The sequence below is a fragment of the Foliimonas ilicis genome (assembly GCF_039939195.1).
Lineage (GTDB): Bacteria > Pseudomonadota > Alphaproteobacteria > Rhizobiales > Rhizobiaceae > Foliimonas > Foliimonas ilicis.
Map to the genome: position 1 here is coordinate 48,241 of NZ_JBDUUH010000001.1, position 18,949 is coordinate 67,189.

General features: G+C 58.0%; 24 protein-coding genes. 12 read left to right on the forward strand and 12 right to left on the reverse strand.

Features of this window, described 5'->3' with window-relative positions; translation table 11 throughout:
- Positions 1-47 precede the first annotated feature (47 nt).
- Complete coding sequence (locus ABFT80_RS00230; protein ID WP_347969852.1) at positions 48-536, forward strand: hypothetical protein; 489 nt, start codon at positions 48-50, stop codon at positions 534-536.
- Positions 537-587: 51 nt separating this feature from the next.
- Here the strand turns inward: ABFT80_RS00230 and ABFT80_RS00235 are convergent, their stop codons facing one another.
- From ABFT80_RS00235 to ABFT80_RS00250, 4 genes are read right to left on the reverse strand one after another with little or no spacing between them, the layout of a single operon-like run.
- Complete coding sequence (locus ABFT80_RS00235) at positions 588-893, reverse strand: urease subunit beta (protein ID WP_347969853.1); 306 nt, start codon at positions 891-893, stop codon at positions 588-590.
- A gap of 3 nt (positions 894-896) precedes the next feature.
- Positions 897-1,475 carry a HupE/UreJ family protein gene (locus ABFT80_RS00240; RefSeq protein ID WP_347969854.1) on the reverse strand — a complete coding sequence of 193 codons (579 nt, stop codon included), beginning with the start codon at positions 1,473-1,475 and terminating at the stop codon, positions 897-899.
- 23 nt (positions 1,476-1,498) lie between these two features.
- Entirely contained in the window at positions 1,499-1,801 is a 303-nt protein-coding gene (locus ABFT80_RS00245; protein ID WP_347969855.1) for an urease subunit gamma, read from the reverse strand.
- Positions 1,802-1,817: 16 nt separating this feature from the next.
- Entirely contained in the window at positions 1,818-2,669 is an 852-nt protein-coding gene (locus ABFT80_RS00250) for an urease accessory protein UreD (protein ID WP_347969856.1), read from the reverse strand.
- Between the two features lie 172 nt (positions 2,670-2,841).
- On the opposite strand from ABFT80_RS00250, the gene ABFT80_RS00255 reads away from it, so the two are divergent.
- From ABFT80_RS00255 to ABFT80_RS00265, 3 genes are all read left to right on the forward strand, one after another.
- Entirely contained in the window at positions 2,842-3,096 is a 255-nt protein-coding gene (locus tag ABFT80_RS00255) for an acyl carrier protein (RefSeq protein WP_347969857.1), read from the forward strand.
- Positions 3,097-3,099: 3 nt separating this feature from the next.
- Entirely contained in the window at positions 3,100-4,311 is a 1,212-nt protein-coding gene (locus tag ABFT80_RS00260) for a beta-ketoacyl-[acyl-carrier-protein] synthase family protein (protein WP_347969858.1), read from the forward strand.
- 78 nt (positions 4,312-4,389) lie between these two features.
- Positions 4,390-5,097: a glutathione S-transferase N-terminal domain-containing protein gene (locus ABFT80_RS00265; protein WP_347969859.1), complete on the forward strand. Its 708-nt coding sequence runs from the start codon at positions 4,390-4,392 to the stop codon at positions 5,095-5,097.
- On the opposite strand, the gene ABFT80_RS00270 is transcribed toward ABFT80_RS00265, so the two are convergent.
- Positions 5,094-5,720 carry a nucleoside triphosphate hydrolase gene (locus ABFT80_RS00270; RefSeq protein WP_347969860.1) on the reverse strand — a complete coding sequence of 209 codons (627 nt, stop codon included), beginning with the start codon at positions 5,718-5,720 and terminating at the stop codon, positions 5,094-5,096. The genes ABFT80_RS00265 and ABFT80_RS00270 overlap by 4 nt on opposite strands.
- 338 nt (positions 5,721-6,058) lie before the next feature.
- Here ABFT80_RS00270 and ABFT80_RS00275 point away from each other — a divergent pair, with 338 nt between their 5' ends.
- The 6 genes from ABFT80_RS00275 to ABFT80_RS00300 all read left to right on the forward strand — a co-directional run bounded on the left by ABFT80_RS00275 (position 6,059) and on the right by ABFT80_RS00300 (position 10,910).
- The gene (locus ABFT80_RS00275; RefSeq protein ID WP_347970795.1) at positions 6,059-6,889 is read left to right on the forward strand and encodes a D-alanyl-D-alanine carboxypeptidase family protein; all 831 of its coding nucleotides are present in this window, start codon (positions 6,059-6,061) and stop codon (positions 6,887-6,889) included.
- Positions 6,890-6,952: 63 nt separating this feature from the next.
- Positions 6,953-7,396: a redox-sensitive transcriptional activator SoxR gene (gene soxR / locus ABFT80_RS00280; protein WP_347969861.1), complete on the forward strand. Its 444-nt coding sequence runs from the start codon at positions 6,953-6,955 to the stop codon at positions 7,394-7,396.
- 99 nt (positions 7,397-7,495) lie between these two features.
- On the forward strand, positions 7,496-8,068 hold the full coding sequence (locus ABFT80_RS00285; RefSeq protein ID WP_347969862.1) for an aminotriazole resistance protein: 573 nt from the start codon (positions 7,496-7,498) through the stop codon (positions 8,066-8,068).
- Between the two features lie 18 nt (positions 8,069-8,086).
- A complete protein-coding gene (locus ABFT80_RS00290) occupies positions 8,087-9,604 on the forward strand; it encodes an ABC transporter ATP-binding protein (protein WP_347969863.1) in 1,518 nt (505 codons plus the stop codon).
- On the forward strand, positions 9,601-10,275 hold the full coding sequence (locus ABFT80_RS00295; protein ID WP_347969864.1) for an energy-coupling factor transporter transmembrane component T family protein: 675 nt from the start codon (positions 9,601-9,603) through the stop codon (positions 10,273-10,275). Before ABFT80_RS00290 ends, ABFT80_RS00295 begins: the two co-directional genes overlap by 4 nt.
- A complete protein-coding gene (locus tag ABFT80_RS00300; RefSeq protein WP_347969865.1) occupies positions 10,272-10,910 on the forward strand; it encodes a phosphoribosyltransferase family protein in 639 nt (212 codons plus the stop codon). Before ABFT80_RS00295 ends, ABFT80_RS00300 begins: the two co-directional genes overlap by 4 nt.
- 117 nt (positions 10,911-11,027) lie before the next feature.
- On the opposite strand, the gene ABFT80_RS00305 is transcribed toward ABFT80_RS00300, so the two are convergent.
- From ABFT80_RS00305 to ABFT80_RS00320, 4 genes are read right to left on the reverse strand one after another with little or no spacing between them, the layout of a single operon-like run.
- Positions 11,028-11,726: a GntR family transcriptional regulator gene (locus ABFT80_RS00305; RefSeq protein ID WP_347969866.1), complete on the reverse strand. Its 699-nt coding sequence runs from the start codon at positions 11,724-11,726 to the stop codon at positions 11,028-11,030.
- Positions 11,727-11,750: 24 nt separating this feature from the next.
- Positions 11,751-12,608, reverse strand: a complete 858-nt coding sequence (locus ABFT80_RS00310) for an ABC transporter permease (RefSeq protein WP_347969867.1) — start codon at positions 12,606-12,608, stop codon at positions 11,751-11,753.
- Positions 12,605-13,417: an ABC transporter ATP-binding protein gene (locus ABFT80_RS00315; RefSeq protein WP_347969868.1), complete on the reverse strand. Its 813-nt coding sequence runs from the start codon at positions 13,415-13,417 to the stop codon at positions 12,605-12,607. Before ABFT80_RS00315 ends, ABFT80_RS00310 begins: the two co-directional genes overlap by 4 nt.
- On the reverse strand, positions 13,414-14,436 hold the full coding sequence (locus ABFT80_RS00320; RefSeq protein WP_347969869.1) for an ABC transporter substrate-binding protein: 1,023 nt from the start codon (positions 14,434-14,436) through the stop codon (positions 13,414-13,416). The genes ABFT80_RS00315 and ABFT80_RS00320 overlap by 4 nt, the downstream gene beginning before the upstream one ends.
- A 163-nt stretch (positions 14,437-14,599) precedes the next feature.
- On the opposite strand from ABFT80_RS00320, the gene ABFT80_RS00325 reads away from it, so the two are divergent.
- Both ABFT80_RS00325 and ABFT80_RS00330 read left to right on the forward strand, forming a co-directional pair.
- Entirely contained in the window at positions 14,600-15,295 is a 696-nt protein-coding gene (locus tag ABFT80_RS00325) for a fumarylacetoacetate hydrolase family protein (protein ID WP_347969870.1), read from the forward strand.
- A gap of 70 nt (positions 15,296-15,365) precedes the next feature.
- Positions 15,366-16,019, forward strand: coding sequence for a 4-carboxy-4-hydroxy-2-oxoadipate aldolase/oxaloacetate decarboxylase (locus ABFT80_RS00330; protein WP_347969871.1), 654 nt, complete (start codon positions 15,366-15,368; stop codon positions 16,017-16,019).
- Positions 16,020-16,102: 83 nt separating this feature from the next.
- Here ABFT80_RS00330 and ABFT80_RS00335 read toward each other — a convergent pair whose 3' ends face one another.
- The 3 genes from ABFT80_RS00335 to ABFT80_RS00345 all read right to left on the reverse strand — a co-directional run bounded on the left by ABFT80_RS00335 (position 16,103) and on the right by ABFT80_RS00345 (position 18,909).
- On the reverse strand, positions 16,103-16,588 hold the full coding sequence (locus ABFT80_RS00335) for a GlcG/HbpS family heme-binding protein (RefSeq protein ID WP_347969872.1): 486 nt from the start codon (positions 16,586-16,588) through the stop codon (positions 16,103-16,105).
- A 99-nt stretch (positions 16,589-16,687) separates the two neighbouring features.
- Positions 16,688-17,302 carry a response regulator transcription factor gene (locus tag ABFT80_RS00340; RefSeq protein ID WP_347969873.1) on the reverse strand — a complete coding sequence of 205 codons (615 nt, stop codon included), beginning with the start codon at positions 17,300-17,302 and terminating at the stop codon, positions 16,688-16,690.
- Positions 17,299-18,909: a sensor histidine kinase gene (locus ABFT80_RS00345; RefSeq protein WP_347969874.1), complete on the reverse strand. Its 1,611-nt coding sequence runs from the start codon at positions 18,907-18,909 to the stop codon at positions 17,299-17,301. The genes ABFT80_RS00340 and ABFT80_RS00345 overlap by 4 nt, the downstream gene beginning before the upstream one ends.
- Positions 18,910-18,949 lie beyond the last annotated feature (40 nt).

Below are 18,949 nucleotides of genomic sequence, written 5' to 3' on the forward strand. Positions count from 1 at the left end.
GAGCAGCATTCATCCTCGATAGTATTTGAATAACGAAAAGGCAGAGAATGACCGATATCTTCCTGAATGAGCGCGCATGGCTCCACACCCTGTTTGGTGCGGCGTTGCTCGTATCCGCTTCCGCGACCGTGCCGCTTTCGGCTCAAGGACTCGAGAGCGAGCAGGCGATCGACAAGATCATCGGCTCCGAGGTGCAGCAAGAAGAACAAAGCGTCGAGGCTGACGCCGGACGTATCATCGCGGCAATCGACAAAACGGTCGAGAATACGGAGACGGTGCGCAAGACGTCGAACCTCGACAAGGTCGATATCGTGTTTCTGCCCGATGCAGTCGACAGCGGCCCGCCCGCAGAGGTCGAAGCCAAGCTGAAGGAGCGCGAGCGTGAAATCGTCCTGCTTCGCCAGGAACTGGAAGGCAACGCCATGCTGTATCACGCGATCAATTCGCGGTCGGTGATGATGCGCGACGTGCTGGCGGTCGAATTCGACGGGTCGATGAGCGTGACGATTTTCGCGGCTGCCAAGCCGACGAATTGAGGAATTCGGGCGCGAATTACGCGTGATTTTTCGCGAAACGCGCCGCATTTCCTATAATTTTCCCATGATTTTTTGCTGAAATCCGTAAATTTCGCGGCTTCCGGCAATGGGAATGAGCGTCACGTCGCGCTCCTGCCCCGGCTCGAAACGCACCGCCGTTCCCGCAGCGATGTCGAGACGCATTCCCCGCGCGCTATCGCGGTCGAAGCGCAGGCCCTCATTCGTTTCAAAGAAATGATAGTGACTGCCGACCTGTATCGGGCGGTCGCCGGCATTGGCGACCTTCAGTGTCACAACCGCCTGACCGGCGTTCAGTTCGATTTCGCCGGAAGCGGGAAAGATTTCGCCGGGGATCATGACTTACCCCGCCAATGCGAGGAAAACGCCGCCAAGTGCGGTCGCAGCACCTGCGGCGCGGCTGACATAGCGGAATACGCCATTTCCGAAAAAGTGCCCGAAACCAACGCCGATCGCGTGCAGAACGGCTGTGGCGACAATGAAGCCCAGCGCATATTGCACTATTCCGGCAGAGCCGATCTCACCGCCATGCGCGTGACCGTGGAAGAAGGCGAAAAAGCCGACAAGTGCCGCGCAGGGCCAGACCGGCAGCGGGGCGGCCAGCGCCACCATCAGCCCAAGCACCACTACGGATGCCAGAATGACCGGCTCGACGAAAGGCAGCGGAAGGCCTGCGAGTGCGGCGGCGAAGCCCAACGCCATCGTCCCTACGAAAGCTGTCGGCACCAGCCAGATTGCGCGACCGCCGAGCATGGAAGCCCAGAGGCCGACCGCGACCATCGCCAGAATATGATCGAGCCCGAAAATCGGGTGGGTGAAACCGGCGACAAAGGAGCCATGCTCCGTCGGATCGAGATGCGCGAAGGCCGGAGCAGCCCCTATCATCAGTAGCGCGGTTGCGAGCGACAGTTTCCTGAGCATGGTTTGTCCTGCGTGTCTTGGGTTTAGCGGATCGGTTCGTGAACGGTGACGAGCTTCGTGCCGTCAGGGAAGGTCGCTTCGACCTGAACGTCGTGGATCATTTCGGCTATGCCTTCCATGACCTGCGCGCGGGTGATGACGTGGGCGCCTGCCTCCATCAGATCTGCGACAGAGCGGCCATCGCGCGCGCCCTCGACCACGAAATCGCTGATCAGGGCTATGGCTTCCGGGTAATTCAGCTTCACGCCGCGTTCGAGCCGCCGCCGCGCCACCATCGCCGCCATGGAAATCAGAAGTTTGTCTTTCTCGCGGGGCGTCAGGTTCATATTGGCGTCTAATTCCTCAAAGTGACCAAACTTTCGGCAGACCTGCCTGCCCGTTGAGCAGCTCTACGAGCGGCACCAAACGTTTGCGCAGGTTGTAGCTGTCCTCATCGATGAGCCTCGCAAGAAGCTTGCCAGTTCCGGCGACCTTCCAGAAACTTGCGCCGCCGCCTTCGCCGATGATGGCACGAACGGCATCGAGCTTTTGTTCGGCTTCAGGCGAGACGAACAGGATGTTGGCGATTGCAGCCGCGCCATTGGCAACCGCACGCCCCTTCAAAAGCGCACCAATATCGGGACCGATGGAAAATGCCTCGGCGTGAACGAGGCGTCCTTGCTGCCTGACATTCCATCTGTCCCTGAACAGGCCATTGGCCGTTCTCTCGCCCATCGCCAGGCGGCCGAAAACGACCGATTCCAGCAAAAGCGCTTGCGAATCCGCCTCCATATCGAGATCGATGGTCCGGCTAAGCTGTGCACGATCGAACATGATCGTTTCCTGCGGAAGCCAGGACAGATGCCCGCCACGCCCGACCGACAAACGCACGGCAACGCGCGCCTCATCGCCCATGGAGCGATAGACTTTCTCGCAGGCCTGTGTGGTGACGGTGGCGGCGGCATCTTCTTCGACATCCACCTCCCAATCGACCCGATCGCCGCCGGTCAATCCGCCGGCCGTGTTGATAAGCACGGCCTGGAACGCTCTATCGGCGGTTTTGGGCAAACGGATTTTTGCAGCGCCTTCCTGATAAAGGCGCGAAATGCCTGTTATCTCGTCTTTTCTGACGCATGACAGGCGCCCGATTCCCTTGACGCGCTGCGCCGCGAGGGCCGAATGATCCGATATTGCGTCGGGAACCAGAGAATCCATCAATCGTTAGCCTATACTTTCGCCAAAAGTGATCTCTGGTTGCCACCCGTCATTTCAATTTCTATACAGATACGGGGTTTCAGTCATGGGCGGCAATGCAGTCATTCATAGGCGCACTTAAAACAATACAAGCGTGGACGCACAAGAAACGCGCACTCTAGGGAAACACGTAATGACTGACAAACTGACGAACGACATAATCACAAAGGTCAAGGCGCATGCCGACCCGGATGCAGGCGAGATTACGCGCGAAACCGAACTCACCGCGCTTGGCATTCATTCGCTCGAACTGACCGAGATCATCTTCGATCTCGAGGAAGATTATGGCATCGATATCGAGATGAATACGGTCGAGGCTTGGGGCAGCCTGAAGAATGTCGGCGACATGGTGGAAGCGGTGCGGGCTCTTATCGCACAAAAAGCATAAAACATGAGCCGTCAACGCGTCGTCATCACCGGCATAGGCGGGCTTTGCGCGCTCGGCACCAATGCACCCGCCATCTGGAAGTCGATGCGCGAGGGGCAATCCGCCATCGGCGAAATCACCACAACTGCCCTGCACGAACTCAAAGTACGCATCGGCGCGGAAATCAAAACGCTGCCGCCGCACGGGCTGGACCACAAACGCCTTGTGACTATGGACCGTTTCAGCCTGCTTGCGGTCATTGCGGCGGGCGAAGCGTTGCGCAATTCCGGCATCGAGATAAATGAGAAGAACGCGACACGCGCTGGCGCGATCATCGGCACAGGTATTTACGGCGCCGAATGCGCGGAAGAAAATTACCGCGCGCTGTTCATCGAAGGCAAAACACGCGCGAATGTCTTCTGCGTGCCGCGCATCATGCCCGGCGCACCTGCGGGTCAGATCAGCATGCAATATGGGCTGAAAGGCCCCGTTTTCGGCGTGACATCCGCCTGCGCATCCTCAAACCATGCATTCGCTTCGGCAGTCGATCAATTACGGCTCGGCCGGGCCGATGTGATGGTGGCAGGCGGCACCGATGCACCGCTGATCTATGGCGTGCTGAAAGCATGGGAGGCGCTTCGCGCACTTGCCCGCGAGACATGCCGCCCGTTCAGCGCCGACCGTGACGGGCTGGTTCTGGGCGAAGGGGCGGCCATGGCCGTTCTGGAAACCTACGAACATGCCAAGGCACGCGGCGCGACGATCCTTGCCGAAATCGCCGGTACCGGAATGAGCGGAGACGCCACCGATATTGTCGCCCCGACCGTGGAAGGGCCTGCGGCCGCGATGAGCCTGTGTCTGGCCGATGCGGGCCTCGCGCCGGAAGACATCGACTATATCAACGCGCATGGCACCGGCACCAAGGCGAACGACCAGATCGAAACCGCCGCGATCAAGCGCGTTTTCGGCGAGCATGCGAAGAAGGTTTCGGTCTCCTCGACCAAATCGATGCATGCGCATTGCATGGGCGCGTCGGGCGCACTTGAAATGATTGCCTGCGTCATGGCCATGCGCGATGGCATCATCCCGCCGACCGCCAATTATCGCGCCGAAGACCCGGAATGCGACCTCGACGTTACGCCCAATGTCGCGCGTGAACGGGTCGTGAAGGCCGCCATCAGCAACGGGTTCGCCTTCGGCGGGACCAATGCCGTTGTTGCTTTCAAAGCCATCTAGGAGTGGTGCGGCACTTGTCGCGCCTTTCCGTAAGACCTAACTGCGATTGCGACTTTCAAATCCGCCTCGGAGTTTTTCATGTCAGATCTTTCAGCTTTCCCGATTACCAAAAAATGGCCCGCCCAGCATCCTGACCGGTTGCAGCTTTATTCGCTGCCGACGCCGAACGGCGCGAAAATTTCAGTTGCGCTCGAAGAGCTGGGCCTGCCTTACGAGCCGCATCTGGTCGATATCTCCAAGGATGAGACCTGGACGCCCGAATTCCTTTCGCTGAACCCGAACGGCAAAATCCCGGCAATCATCGATCCCAATGGTCCCGGCGGCAAGCCGCTCGGCCTTTTCGAATCCGGCGCGATCCTGACCTATCTGGCCGAAAAAACCGGCAAGCTCCTGCCTGCCGATCCGGCTGCACGCTACGAGACGCTGCAATGGGTGTTTTTCCAGATGGGCGGCATCGGCCCGATGTTCGGCCAGCTCGGCTTCTTCTACAAATTTGCAGGCAAGCAGATCGAGGACAAACGTCCGCTCGAACGCTATGCAAATGAATCGCGCCGCCTGCTCGGCGTTCTGGAAACGCGCCTCGGCGATGGCCGGGAGTGGATCATGGGCCGCGAATACACGATCGCCGACATTGCGATTTTCCCATGGGTGCGCGGCGTGAAGGTGTTTTACGAGGCGGACGAAATTCTTGGCTTCAAGAATTTCCCGAAGGTCATGGAGTGGCTTGACCGCGCCATCGAGCGCCCTGCCTCGCAAAAAGGTCTGTCGATACCGGCGCGGGGCTAATCCAATACGTTCTGGCGCATCACCATATCTGCAGAGCGGCGGCGCGCCAGAACCCTGTCTGCATTGGGCAGATCGTTTGACGTGACGCGCTGGCGGGCCTGATCTTCCGTGTGATCATGATCCAGCCAGCGCTCGATCAACCGGCGTTCAAGCTCGGTGCGCTCGACTTCAACGAAAATGCTGTAATCGAAAAGCGATGAGAGGCCAGCCCATGGTGCCTCGTCGAGCAGCAGATAATTGCCTTCAACAAGCACGAATTTGACATCCGGGCCAATGATCGATGCCGCTGCGCGCGACAGTTCCATAGTCCTGTCGAAGACCGGGATCGCCACTTCCTGATCGGCAGCGCGGATGCGCCGGATAAGTGTTTCGAACCCTGCATAATCGAAAGTTTCGGGAGCGCCCTTGCGCGGCAACAGTTCCTTTTTGGTGAGGATTGCATCGTCATAATGAAACCCGTCCATTGGAACGACAACGGCGGAGCCTTCCGGGAAAAGCCCTAGAAGATTTGCAGAGAGGGTCGATTTGCCTGACCCCGGCGCACCGGCAATGGCAACGACGAAGCGTTTCGACTTTCCGGCATGTTTGAAAATTGCAGCAGCTATCGAAGCAATTTCGGACATCGGCAACCCTCGCTTAACGGAACCGCAATAGTGATAGTAGAGCATCGGACCGAAAAGTGGTCACCGGTTTTCGGATTATTCCGATGCTCACTTAAAGTGTCAGATCGTCCTTTGTGCGGACGCACGGCGATCTAATGCTACCAAAATGACACAGGCTTGGGCAGACCGAAATGCGGCATGAATACGAACTCCTTCCCGCATGGACGAATGTTTGCGAGTCGGATAATCAAAACTCGCTGAAACGTCCCGCCACACCTGCTTTTTGGAAGAGTTGCTTGTTGGTTCCGAAAGACGCTGCATTTTCATCGATATTCACGCGTTTCGCGGCGCTTCTGGTCATGATGTTCGCCCTTTCGGCGTGCAGCACGACATCGGCGCTCGATGTTCCCTCTCCCATTGTTTCGGCAGCGCCCACCAAATATGCCGCGCTGGTTGTCGATGCGAACAATGGCAAGGTGCTTTTCCAGTCGAATTCCGATGCGCCGCGCTACCCGGCATCTCTCACCAAGATGATGACGCTCTATTTGATGTTCGAAGCACTGCAGGAAGGCCGCATCTCCAAGTCGACGCAGATTCCGGTTTCCGCAAATGCAGCGCGCCAGCCGCCGTCGAAGCTTGGCTTGCGATCCGGCAGCTCGATAGACGTGGATACGGCGATCCGGGCGCTTTCGACCAAATCGGCCAACGACGTAGCGGTGGCAGTGGGTGAACTTCTCGGCGGCACCGAAGAGGGCTTCGCGCAAATCATGACCGCCAAGGCGCGCCAGATGGGCATGCGCAACACCTTCTTCGTAAACGCCTCCGGCTTGCCGGACGAAGCTCAGAAAACGACCGCACGCGACATGGCGGTGCTTGGCCTTGCCCTGCGCAAACGCTTTCCGACGCATTATCACTATTTCTCCGAGAAAAGCTTCGTGCACAACGGAAAGACCGTGCGCGGCCACAACGATCTGATCGGCAGCGTCGAAGGCGTCGATGGCCTCAAGACCGGCTATATTCGCGCTTCCGGCTTCAACATCGTGACCTCAGTGAATACGGGCGGAAAGCGGCTTGTCGTCGTGGTTATGGGCGGCGATACGGCGCGCGCGCGCAACAGCCATGTCGAAGAGCTTATCGCGCGCTATCTGCCGCAAGCCTCGCGCGGGCAAGTGATCGCCAGCGCCCAGTAAACGCCGGCGGTTCCGATTTCATGGCCGATGCGCTAAAACCTCTATTATAGATGAGGTTTTGCAATGGCCATCAAATCGGAACTCAGCGTGGGGCAAGTCGCCGAGCGCAGCGGGTTGCCCGTCTCGACCATCCATTTCTATGAAGCCAAGGGGCTGATTTCCAGCGCGCGGAACCGCGGCAATCAACGGCGTTATCATCGCTCGGTGCTGCGACGGGTTGCCGTCATCAAGGTTGCGCAGCGCACCGGTATTTCGCTGGCGGAGATCAGCGAACAACTGGCATCGCTGCCGCAGGACCGGCCCGTAACCGCCGCTGACTGGGAAAAGCTCTCCGCGACCTGGCGAAAAGACCTCGATGCGCGCATCGAACGCCTGACCGGATTGCGCGATCAGCTTTCAAGCTGCATCGGCTGCGGCTGTCTCTCGCTACAGGAGTGCCCGTTGCGCAATCCTCACGACGAACTCGCAGATGAGGGCGCTGGCCCGCGCCTGCTCGATCCGGCATAACGCTTTTTCCACACGCAAAACTTGCATGGATTTTCAGTGATCTGCGTGGCATGAGATTTGCTGTCGTTTCCACTGGGAGGCGCAACAGGGGTCATCGCCATGCAATCGACAACCACAGTCAATACCGACGGGAATACGCTATTCCCCATCGTGCTTTCAATCGTCGCGGCTGCCGCAACCGGCGTGCTGTGGGCCTATGCAAATCCCATCCAGCTCGTGCCCGGCGTCATCCAGTGGCGCATTTTCGCGTTTCTGCCGCCGCTGGTCGGCATTCTGCTCGGCTGGAAAAGCGGCTTCATCTGCGGCTATCTCGGCACGATTGTCTGGTCGCTGCTCGCCGGTACATTCATTCCTGCCCATTCGCTTATCGTCGATGGCATCATGGTCGGCCTGACCGGCCTCGTACCCGGCCTGCTTTTTGATCCGGCCAAGACCGCTTTCAATCGCAACACGCTGATTAAAATTGCAGCAGCCTGCCTGATTACCGGGCTGGTCATGGTTGCTGCCGTTTCCGCAAGCCTTGCCTATCTCGGCATCTTCCCATTCTGGTGGGCGGTGATGTATCTGGGGCTCTCGGACATCGTGCCGATGTTGATTGGTACGCCTCTGCTCGTTATCCCCGCGCTGAAGATTCTCAAAAGCGCGCATCCTTCAGGCTTCACGCGCTTCTAGGCGCAAAACGAGACCATTGTGCTTGATTTAAAGAATGTAAATGTCGGTTTCGGCGACGCGCCTCTGGTCGTTGCCGAAGCCTCGATGAGCCTTGCCGCAGGTGAGCGCCTGCTCATTTGCGGTTCTGCGGGCTCGGCCAAGACGACATTGCTCAATGTCGTCGCAGGCATCATCCCGCGGCTCGTCACGCCCGGCCGGTTCTCCGGCGAAATTCTGCTGGACGGACAGGATCTGCGCTCCGTCTCCAAGGATTTTCTCTACACCACCATCGGCAGCGTTACGCAAAATGTCGAAGACCAGCTTTGGGATTTGAGCGTCGAGGATCTGATCGCGTTTCCCTTGGAAAATCGCGGCACGCCGAAGGCTGAAATCCGCGCGCGGATTGAAGAGCTTCTGAACGAATTGCACCTGAACGCCTTGCGCGGACGCCGCGTGCTGACGCTTTCGGGCGGCGAACGACGCATGGTGGCAATCGCTGCCGCCCGCGCTGCCTCACCGCGCATCATGGTGCTGGACGAACCGACGACCGGTCTAGACCCATCCGCCCGTGCGCGGCTGGCGGCGATATTGGCTGCAACTGTGAATGAAACAACGGGATTGCTGATCGCGGAGCAGGACCCGACCGCATTCGAGACCATCGCGAGCAGCGTGCGTTTGCTGGTCGCCGGGCGGTTGTCAGAGCCCTATGAAGCGGGATCAATCATGGGTCAGCAAAAGCCCTGGATCGACGCGGGTATACTGCCGCCGCGCCGCACGAAAAACCGCCTCGAATCTCATGCGACCGGCGGAGAACTGCTATCCGTCAGCGGTATCGAAACCCGCCTCAAGCGCCCTGACGGCAGCCCCGTTCTGCGAAATGCCAGCCTACACATAAAGGGCGGCGAAGTGGTTGGCCTGATCGGTCGCAACGGTGCGGGCAAGACGACGCTGTTCCAAGCGATTCTTGGGCTCGCCAAGATCGCCACGGGAACGATCACCATCGGCGGTGCCAACGCAAACGAATGGACAGTCGCGCGGAGGGCGCGTTCGATTGCCTATCTACCCCAGAATATGCGGCGCATCCTGTTCAACATGACCGTTCTGGAAGAAGTCCTCTTCGCAATCACGGCAGGTGGGAAGGCCGATGATGCGGCGACCGTCAAAGCACGCGCCGCTTTGGAAAAATACGGGCTTTCTGATCTGACGGACGCAAATCCGTTTGCGCTTTCGGCGCGCCAGCAAAGCTTGCTGGGCCTTGCCTGTGCCGATGCCGCACAGGCATCCATCGCGATCCTCGACGAGCCTTTGCTCGCGCGCGACATCCATGGCCGAAACATGCTCGATCTCTTCATCAACACGATGATTTCTCGCGGCCACGCCATCATGCTGATCTCGCACGATCTCGACCTCGTCGAAGAGGTCGCCTCGCGCACGCTCATTCTCGATGACGGTCAGATCGTGTTCAATGGATCGACCGGCGACGGCTGGGCCAGTACGGCGTTTCAGCGACTTGGCTGGCCAATTCCTTCGGTGCTTGCGAGAGGTGCTGCGGCATGACCCGTATTCACGACGTCAATTTCTTCGTCAAGCTCGCGGCAGCCTTCGCCGTCATGACGATTGCCTGGCTGATGCCGGACTGGCGCTACGGCGTGCCTCTGGCGTTTGCCTCCGTTGCCTTCATGGCCATCGTGCGTGTGCCGGGGCTCGGCAGCTACATCAGAGGCGCCACGCTGCTGGTGCTGCTTGTCGTGGCAAGCTGGATTCTGAACCTCATGCTGCAAGGTCAGAGTTTCGCTGACTCATTGCAAATCGCGCTTGGCATGGCGGCGCGCCTCGTAACCACGACGGCGGCGTTCTACTTCGTCATGGAGACGAGCACCCCCGGTTCCATTCTGGCAGCGGCGAGTGCTGCCCGCTTGCCGCCGATCGTGACACTTGTTCTGTCGCTGACTTTCGGTATCATTCCGATGCTGCGCGAGGATTTCGAGCGCATTGCCGATGCGCAGCGCGCCAGGGGCATGGAGATCGACGATGTGTCTCTGCCTGTCCGACTGCGTTTTGCGCTGGCGCGCGGCGTGCCACTTCTGGTGCAGGCAATTCGCATGGCGCACGCTATCTCGCTTTCCCTTTCGATCTATGGTTTCGACATGAGCCGCAAGCGCACGACATGGCGCAATGTCGGCCTTCTCGTCGAACCACGCCTGCCGCAAAAAGGAACCACCCTATGACGACCAATGCGCCCTCACCGGTTACGAACCAGACCTGGCCGGTCGATGTTGCGGGATTGACCGTCGATCTTCCGATTGTCGCGATCAAACCGGATTTCGCGATTTCGCTGATGATAGTGATCGATCTCGGCGTCAAATTCGGTGAGCATATCGGCCGTCAATTGGCTGAAAAACTGCGCGACCTTCAACCGGACATCATCGTCGGTGCCGCAACACTTGGCATTCCGGTCGCTATAGAAGTGAGTCGCGCTCTTGGCCTCGACGACTATGTAATTCTGCAGAAGTCGCCGAAAATCCATCTCGGCGATGCACTGGTTCAACGCATTTCGTCCATTACGTCGAAGGGCGAGCAGCAGCTTCTGCTGGATCGTCAATCTGTCCCGCTGCTCAAGGGAAAGCGCGTGGTCGTGGTGGATGACGTCGTGGCGTCTGGTTCCAGCCTGAAAGGCTCGGTCGATCTCGTGCGCAGCGCTGGCGGCAACGTCGTGGGCATCGGCGTGATCCTGACCGAAGCGCGCGACTGGCAAGAAACGCTGGGCGAAGATGCACGCCTTATCCGCAGCCTCGCCCACATCCCGCAATTCACGTCGAATGACGGCAAGTGGGAGCCGATCGAAGATACGTTTCTCGATTAAAGCGGTTCATTTTTAAATAAAAATGCTGGCGGGACAGCGCCCCCTCGGCCCTGCCGGGCATCTCCCCCACAGGTGGGGAGATTGGCTGACACAACCATCCGCCCTCATTCTGCAGCGCTAATATTGAAGCTTCTCGGCTTGTTCTTCGACAAGTGTGAGGGTCAGCATGTATTGCGCGACGAGCTCTTTTTTCGCCTGCTCGACATTGCCGTCGAGGGTGGCTTCCATGATCATCCGATGCTCGTGATTTGAATCGCGTCGCGGGTAGGTGCCGACCATCGAGATGTATCGGTAGCGCTCGGCGTGATCCATCATTTCGTTGCAAAAACCGAACAGCCATGAAGATCCGCAGGCGGAAATGAGAGCGTTGTGAAACGCCCTGTGCTTGACTTCCCAGTCGGAATTGTCACCGCCATCGGACGGCATGCGGATGGGCGTGCGGGACAGATGATGGAAGGTGAGAACGATATTGTTCTCCCATTCCGGCGTTTTGTTGAGAATGGATTGCTCCAAGGCGATGCTTTCCATCCAGCACCGGGTTTTCACGAGTTCACGAAAATCTTCCAGAGAAATATGCGGCACGAAGAAGCCGCGCTGATCTATCCGGTCGACCAGACGCTCGGAGGAAAGACGGTTGAGCGCCTCGCGAACCGGATTGGCGCCCGCTTCATAGCGAGCGCCGATCGCTTCGATCTGGAGCTTTTGGCCGGGTTTGAGAGTGCCCTTCAGGATATCCAGCCGCAATTGCTGATAAACGATCGTCGCTGCGGTCGTTTTCTCGGAAATGCTGTCGATAAGCTCAATTTTCGAATTCATACGATATCCCAGGCGCCCTGCAATTCAGGACGCCATTTTTTCGGCTACGCTGGCCTTGTGCCAGAATACAAAGCGTCGCTCCACCCAGGCGACACTCCAGAAGAGAGTTAGTCCGAGCAAGCTCAGGAAGATGATGAGGGCAAAAACCCGTGGCGTATTGAGCTGGGAGGCCGCGACGCGAATGAGTTCCCCGAACCCTTTGCCGCCGCCCAGGAATTCGCCGGTGATCGCACCCGCCATGACACCGACCGAGGCGATTTTAAGCCCGGTGAACATCTGCGGAAGGCCTAGCGGGATTTTCATCCTGAACAGCGTTTGCCAGCGGCTTGCCCCCATGGTCTTGAAAAGCATGCGCGCATTTTCATCTGCCGCGTGTAACCCCGCTGCCGTTCCCACGACAATGGGAAATGTTGCGATGAAAGCGGCCAGCGCGACCTTGGATGCGATGCCGAAACCGAGCCAGGCCAGAAACAGCGGCGCAAAGGCAACTTTCGGCATCGTGTCGATGGCAACGAGATAGGGGAGAACGGCCCGTTCGCCAAAAGCGGTTTCGCCAACGATCACACCCAGCACGAAGCCGATGCTGATCGCGATCGCAAAGCCGAAGATGACTTCCTTTACCGTTATCCAGAGCGCGTTGAGCATGTAGCCGCCGGTCACAAGGTTCGTGCCGACGAAAATCATGTCCTCTGCGGTTTCGCCCGGCGAAGGCAGGATGATCGGCGATACGAAGCCGAACAGATAGATCATTTGCCAGATGGCGATGAATGCCAGAAACAATCCCAACATCGCCACCCAGCGGGGAAGACGATCCAGAAACGAAACCGGTTCGCTCCATGTCGTATGTACGATCTCATCCAATTGAACAGGAGTATCGCTCATATGAATGCTCCCTTATCCAGTCTGGCGCGGATGCGTTTGACGTAAGACCCGAATTTGGGCTCCGTCATCATGTCGAGCGAACGCGGGCGCGGCAGGTCGATTTCTATGGCCTCTACGAAATGCCCCGGACGCGGCGACATGACGTAGACGATGTCGGACAGGATCACCGCTTCCTGAATCGAATGCGTTACCAGAAAGGCTGTCGCGTTCCGCTCCATGCAAATTCTCTGCAATTCCATATTCATGAAATCGCGGGACAATTCGTCGAGTGCGCTGAAAGGCTCGTCGAGAAGCAGCACTGCCGGTTTGGTAATCAGCATCCGGCAGATCGAGGCTCTTTGCGCCATGCCGCCCGATAGTTCGCTCGGCATCGCTTTTTCGAAGCCCTTCAAGCCGACAAGCTCAAGCAGGGCTTTTGCGTCGGCGTGACTGGCTTTCGCGGCTTCGCGCCCATCGCGGATCTCGATCGGCAGGACGATGTTTTCCAAGGTCGAGCGCCAGGGAAACAAGGTGGCCTGCTGAAACATCATGCCGATGTCTCTGCGCGGACCCGTTACCGGTTTCCCCTCCAGAATGACACTGCCTTCGGTCGGCGGGACAAGTCCGGCCATGATCTTCAAAAGCGTGGACTTGCCGCATCCCGAAGGACCAATGACCGAGGAAAACGTTCCCTCGGCCAAGGTCAGATCGATCTTGTTCAGGGCATGCAGATTTCCGCGCGCATAACTCTTCGCGACCTGTCTGAGTTGGTAGACAGGCCGACCCTGAGGGTCGACCTGCTGCCGAATGGCCTCCGCTGCGGAGTTCATTCGTTCCATACCTTCACGAAATCATTCGTGTAGGCGGCATTCAGATCATCGAGCGGAGCTTTCAGAGCACCCGTCTCGACCAGGCTTTCATGCCACATCTTCCAATGTTCCGGCGGCTGGAAGCCCCATGGCGTGGACTTATCGACCGGCGTCATGCGCTCCTGGATGGCCGTGAACAAGGTATCGGCAAACGCCTTGTCTTCGCCTTCCTGCGGATTGCCCGTGGCTGCATGTTCGAGCACGGCCGCACGATTGGCGGGGTCCATGCCGAATTTCACGCCCTTGACCAGAGCGCGGCCGAAACCTTCGATAACTTTCGGGTTTTCGGTCATGTAGGCGCGGGTCACGGCCCATCCATTGCCAAAATAGGCTAGTGCCGGCTCCGGGGTGATTTCACGCAGCGGGATGCCCTTGGACTGAATGATTGCAGAGTCGCTGACCGCAGCAGCGTAGGCGGAAATCTCGTTGTTCATGAAGGCGGCAACGGCGGTTCCACCATCGCCAACGGCGAGGAATTCATAATCCTTGCCTTCTTCAAGACCGACCTCGCCCATAATTGCGCGGGTAAAGCCGACTTCAGCACCATCGGCAGTGCCTACGCCGATGACAGCACCCTTCAAATCCTTGGGTTCCTTGACCTCGGATTCATCCTTTACGACCAGACCGAAGACGGATTTTGGAAAATGATTGTAGATGAAAACAACATCCTCACCGCGTGCGCGTGCGCCAAGAAGCGGTCCGGGCCCTGGATTTCCGATCTGGGCCTGCCCTGCCACCATGGTCTGCAAGACGGATGCCGAGCCGTTGACGACTTCGACCGTTACATTGAGCCCTTCGTCTTTCAAATAGCCTTCGCCCAATGCGACGAAGAGCGGAAAATTATTCAGCGCCGAAGGGTTCGGCACCACGACGGTAATGTCTTTCAAATCCTGCGCCTGCGCCGATGGCTGAAGCGCAAAACATGCGAAGGCGACCAATCCGGTACGGAATGCGCCTGATAAATAGACTCCCAGTCCCATAGTTTTTCCTCCCATTTTCATCCGCAGTTTTCTGCTGTCTTTCACGAACATTAGCAGCCTACATTATTTTTATCATCTGTCAAAATCGTAGATATTTTATATGACATGCAAGAAATGTGTATTATAAGTTCACATATTGGGAAATTTTGGAGGAGAAATCTGAATGAGTAAGAACGGCTTTGCCATTGAGGCACCGGAGCAGGTCAGCCTGGAAATCACCGGCACCACTGAGCGCTTTCCGGTGCGGCGGATCTATTGCGTCGGGCGCAACTACGTCGCGCACGTTCGCGAAATGGGCGGGAATGAGGATCGCGATCCGCCGATCTTCTTCCAGAAACCTACGGATGCGATCGTGCTGAACGACAGCGTCGTCGCCTATCCGACGAAAACCGCCGATTACCATCACGAGATGGAAATGGTGATCGCCCTCAAATCGGGCGGCTACAACATTTCAGAAGATGACGCGCTGAGCCATATCTACGGTTATGGCGTCGCTCTGGACATGACGCGCCGGGATATTCAGGGCAATGGCAAACCATGGGAGATCGCGAAGTCGTTCGACCAGTCCTGCCCATGCGGACCTATCACGCCCGCCGACAAAAGCGGTCATATCGCCGGTGGTGAAATCAAGCTCACCGTCAATGGCGAAACCCGTCAGGTGTCCGATATCGATCTGCTGATCTGGAAAATTCCAGAAATCATCGCCAATCTGTCGACCTATTTCGAATTGAAGCCCGGCGACATCATTCTGACCGGCACACCGCATGGCGTCGGGCCAGTGAAGCCCGGCGATGTGCTTGTCGGAACGATCGCAGGTCTGGAAGCACTCACGGTGCGGATCGGTCAGCCCGCAGCCTGAACGCTTAAAGATACTCGTCCGGTCAAGGCCCCGTTGCGGTCTTGGCCGGACGACGGCTAGGGGCTATTTCATGACAGCGGTCTTCGATTTCGAACGCCCGGAGCGTGCCCAAATCGCGCAACTCGCAGCGTTTTCATCCGCGACTATTCACGAAACGAACGGGCAGTGCGGCGCGCTTCCTCATTTCCTGAAGCCTGTTTCCCCGGAAATGCGGCTTCATGGCGCGATACTAACTGTTTTTTGTCCGGCGGGAGACAATTTACCGCTTCATCTGGCAATCGAAGGCGCCCGCGAGGGAGACGTTCTTGTGGTCGATCATGAAGGATCGCTCGACGACGGTCCCTTCGGCGACGTCATGGCTGAAGCCTGCATCGCAAGAGGTATCGCCGGGCTTGTGATCGATGGCTGCATTCGCGATGCGACAACGATCAGAGCCATGAATTTCCCGGTGTTCTCGCGCGGCCTCTGCATCAAAGGCACGACCAAACTGCATGCAGGAAGGATCGGCGCTCCAATCCGGCTTGGCGATCAGGCGGTCGAATCCGGCGACATCATTGTGGGTGATGAAGATGGGTTGGTGGTCGTCGGCAAGCTGGAGCTTGCCGGACTGGCCGAAAAATGCGCCCAGCGCGAGCAACGCGAAGTCGAACTGCGCCGCGCCATCCGCGACGGAATAAGCACGGTCGAACTGCTTGGGCTAAAGCGGGAATCGATGCGCGATTGAGTCTTGCACACCGTCGCCACTATCTTCGTGTTCAGCATTAAGCGCGCCGCCAAAAGAGGCAGCGCGCTTGCATTCTTTAATGTTCAGTTCAGTTGGTCCTGAACCTTTTCCAGCGCAGCGAGCGCGCAGGCTTCGTCGAACTGGCCGCCGGGCGCGCCGCCGACACCGATTGCGCCAATGGTTTCCTCGCCGGCCTTGACGGGAACACCGCCTGCCAGAACCAGAAAACCATCGATCGACGCAAGTTCGCCGGCCGTAGGATTCTTCTGAATGTTTTCGGCCATAATGCTGGTCGGGGTGCGGGACGAAGCCGACGTATACGCCTTCTGACGCGCAGCTTCTGGTGTGTGCGCACCCGCATTGTCGGCACGCAGAAGTGCACGCAGAATACCGGCGCGGTCAACGACGGCAGCCGAAACATTATAGCCCTGTGCCGAGCATGCGGTGACTGCTTCCTGGGCAATGCTGACCGCAATATCGAGCGGCATGTTCTTTTCCTGCAGAAGCTGCGCAGACGATGCGGATGTCATTGCAAGTGCTGCTGTTGCTGCGAGAATGATACGCTTCATGTTGGTTCTCCTGGGTCCGTTGATTGAAAGCTCCTGCTTTCTGACAACAGATCTACAGGCTGAACATTTTTTGCTGAATCCGCGATGCCACAGGGATGACTAGGTACTCCTACCTACATCCGGGCCTGGAGCGGCAAGTGTCAGCCGTACAAACTCGGCAACCGAGCTCGTTCCCAGCTTCTCGGCGATGTTGGCGCGGTGAGCGTCGATCGTTCGAGCCGATATGTCGAGCGCCGCTGCGATGTCTTTGGTCGCGAAGCCCTGACAGACCATGTCCAGCACTTCGCGCTCGCGTGTTGTCAGCGTGCCAAGCAGATCGGCAGCCTCTCGTCGCTCCAGCCTTTCTTCCAGTATCTTGCCTGCTGCCTGTATCGCATCCAGAAGGACGTCTTCATCGATGGGCTTACTCAGAAAATCCATCACGCCTGCTTTGAAAGCCCTGCGACATGCATTCACATCGCCATGTCCGGTAATCATGATGATTGGCCAATCGATGCCGCGTTCTGTCAGCTTCTGCTGCAATTGCAGGCCGCTGATCATCGGCATTCGGAGGTCGATCAACATGCAGCCGGGGCGCGCCGTATCGAGATGCGCGAGAAATGTCGCCGGATCGGCAAATGCCTCAACAGTCATCCCATAGGTTTGCAGCAGCAGCGACAGCGCTTCCCGCACCGCTTCATCGTCGTCGACAAGATAAATGCGTGACCGGCTCATGATATATCCTGTGGTGCTGGTGAAGCGGCTGGCATGATGATCGTGAACCGTGCGCCGCCTTCCGGCGCATTGTCTGCCGTGATCCTGCCGCCGATGCGCTCCACAAGCGTCGCGCAGAGCGATAGCCCAAGCCCCATGCCATCCTGTTTCGTAGTGAAAAAAGGCTCGAACAGACGCGGCAGAACCGTATCGGCAATACCGGGGCCATCGTCGGTAACGGCGACAATGATGCTGTCGTCCTGCAATCCCGTCTCGATACGGATTTCCCGCCGCAAAGAAGCCGCCTGCTCCAGACTGTCGGCTGCATTTCGGACGAGATTGTTCAAAACCTGCTCCAGTTCCACGGGGTCGGCATGAAGGATGGGAAGCGCTGGCGACAATTCCAGTTTCAGGGTAATCGCGCGCCGCTCAAGATCCGCTTTCACGAGGTTGGAAATATCGCGAACGACCTGATTGATGTCGGTCGGTATCCGCGTTGGTTCGCGGTTGCTGATATAGTCGCGCATACGCTTCAGCATCTCACCGGCGCGTTTTGCCTCGCGCACATTGGCTTTCAGCGCTTGTGACAGCAGTGCGGTTGCCTGCTCAGTCGGCTCCTGGTCGAAAAGACGTTGCGCTGCCTGGCTCTGGCTCATCAATGCCGTCAAAGGCTGGGTTAACTCATGCGCGATGCCGGATGCCAGCTCGCCCAGCGAATTGACGCGCGATGCATGGGCAAGGCGCGTCTCGCGTTCCAGAAGCTTTGCACGCTCTTCTGCCGCCGATGCGGCCAGCCTCGATTGGTGAGCGTTCATGCGTTGGCGCCATCCGAAACTGAACAGCAGCAAGCCGATCAGCGAAGTCAAAGCCACACCGGACAGGAGCCGCAAATCGATGACATCGAAAAGCGCGAGCGGGCGTTCCAAGGAGAGCAGAAGCGGCTGAGACTGGCTGTCAATCATCCTGCTGAATCGCGGCAGCGGGAGCCATGAAGACGGAAATTGTGCAGCGGGGCGGTCTGTAACGGTTTGACCATCGATATTCAGCCGCAAATGAGCCCATTCCGGCAACTCTTCCGGCTCGACTAGCCGGGAGGGATCAATGCGCATAATCACGGCAAGGCCCGGATTGGTGTCGTTTACCTTTTTGCCCAGTATGTAATGACCGGGCAGGTCCTTATCGACATAGGTTCGAACTTCGCCCGCGCGTTGCTGGAAAATCGAGGCGGAAAATGCCGCATGGTCGACAGCGCCATTATTCTCCGGAACAGCAAGAACTGGCCTCAAAGTGACTATTGCCTGGTCACTAGCCTCGGCAAGTTCGACCAGAATGATGCCGGTAATGCGCGGATAAAACCGCATGATGCTCTGGGCCACCTGCCTGACGGACTGCTGCTGCGAGGCATCGGTGGCAAGAATAAGCGCGATGAGACTGGTTAGATGAGCATCGTGCTGGGCCACGCGTTGCGAAATGACCCTGTCCAGCGCAAAGCCCGTGGCGTTTAACTCGTCGGTGGCTCTTTGGATCGCTGCACTGGTGTTAAGCAGAAGGAATAATCCGACAGTCGCCAGCCACAGAAGCAGGATCAACGCTGCCCATCCGAAAGAAGGTCCGCTGCTCTTCGTCACCTGCCAGGCATTTCCTCTGTGTCGTTTGCGTCCGCTGGAA

Bases quoted from the DNA above. Each gene is read 5' to 3' on its own strand.
- ABFT80_RS00305 (WP_347969866.1), bottom strand. From the start codon at position 11,726: ATGAATTCGAAAATTGAGCTTATCGACAGCATTTCCGAGAAAACGACC.
- ABFT80_RS00230 (WP_347969852.1), top strand. From the start codon at position 48: ATGACCGATATCTTCCTGAATGAGCGCGCATGGCTCCACACCCTGTTT.
- ABFT80_RS00295 (WP_347969864.1), top strand. From the start codon at position 9,601: ATGACCCGTATTCACGACGTCAATTTCTTCGTCAAGCTCGCGGCAGCC.
- ABFT80_RS00265 (WP_347969859.1), top strand. From the start codon at position 4,390: ATGTCAGATCTTTCAGCTTTCCCGATTACCAAAAAATGGCCCGCCCAG.
- ABFT80_RS00245 (WP_347969855.1), bottom strand. From the start codon at position 1,801: ATGAACCTGACGCCCCGCGAGAAAGACAAACTTCTGATTTCCATGGCG.
- ABFT80_RS00330 (WP_347969871.1), top strand. From the start codon at position 15,366: ATGACAGCGGTCTTCGATTTCGAACGCCCGGAGCGTGCCCAAATCGCG.
- ABFT80_RS00325 (WP_347969870.1), top strand. From the start codon at position 14,600: ATGAGTAAGAACGGCTTTGCCATTGAGGCACCGGAGCAGGTCAGCCTG.
- ABFT80_RS00255 (WP_347969857.1), top strand. From the start codon at position 2,842: ATGACTGACAAACTGACGAACGACATAATCACAAAGGTCAAGGCGCAT.
- ABFT80_RS00300 (WP_347969865.1), top strand. From the start codon at position 10,272: ATGACGACCAATGCGCCCTCACCGGTTACGAACCAGACCTGGCCGGTC.
- ABFT80_RS00235 (WP_347969853.1), bottom strand. From the start codon at position 893: ATGATCCCCGGCGAAATCTTTCCCGCTTCCGGCGAAATCGAACTGAAC.
- ABFT80_RS00240 (WP_347969854.1), bottom strand. From the start codon at position 1,475: ATGCTCAGGAAACTGTCGCTCGCAACCGCGCTACTGATGATAGGGGCT.
- ABFT80_RS00250 (WP_347969856.1), bottom strand. From the start codon at position 2,669: ATGGATTCTCTGGTTCCCGACGCAATATCGGATCATTCGGCCCTCGCG.
- ABFT80_RS00310 (WP_347969867.1), bottom strand. From the start codon at position 12,608: ATGAGCGATACTCCTGTTCAATTGGATGAGATCGTACATACGACATGG.
- ABFT80_RS00315 (WP_347969868.1), bottom strand. From the start codon at position 13,417: ATGAACTCCGCAGCGGAGGCCATTCGGCAGCAGGTCGACCCTCAGGGT.
- ABFT80_RS00340 (WP_347969873.1), bottom strand. From the start codon at position 17,302: ATGAGCCGGTCACGCATTTATCTTGTCGACGACGATGAAGCGGTGCGG.
- ABFT80_RS00260 (WP_347969858.1), top strand. From the start codon at position 3,100: ATGAGCCGTCAACGCGTCGTCATCACCGGCATAGGCGGGCTTTGCGCG.
- ABFT80_RS00270 (WP_347969860.1), bottom strand. From the start codon at position 5,720: ATGTCCGAAATTGCTTCGATAGCTGCTGCAATTTTCAAACATGCCGGA.
- soxR (WP_347969861.1), top strand. From the start codon at position 6,953: ATGGCCATCAAATCGGAACTCAGCGTGGGGCAAGTCGCCGAGCGCAGC.
- ABFT80_RS00335 (WP_347969872.1), bottom strand. From the start codon at position 16,588: ATGAAGCGTATCATTCTCGCAGCAACAGCAGCACTTGCAATGACATCC.
- ABFT80_RS00275 (WP_347970795.1), top strand. From the start codon at position 6,059: ATGATGTTCGCCCTTTCGGCGTGCAGCACGACATCGGCGCTCGATGTT.
- ABFT80_RS00320 (WP_347969869.1), bottom strand. From the start codon at position 14,436: ATGGGACTGGGAGTCTATTTATCAGGCGCATTCCGTACCGGATTGGTC.
- ABFT80_RS00285 (WP_347969862.1), top strand. From the start codon at position 7,496: ATGCAATCGACAACCACAGTCAATACCGACGGGAATACGCTATTCCCC.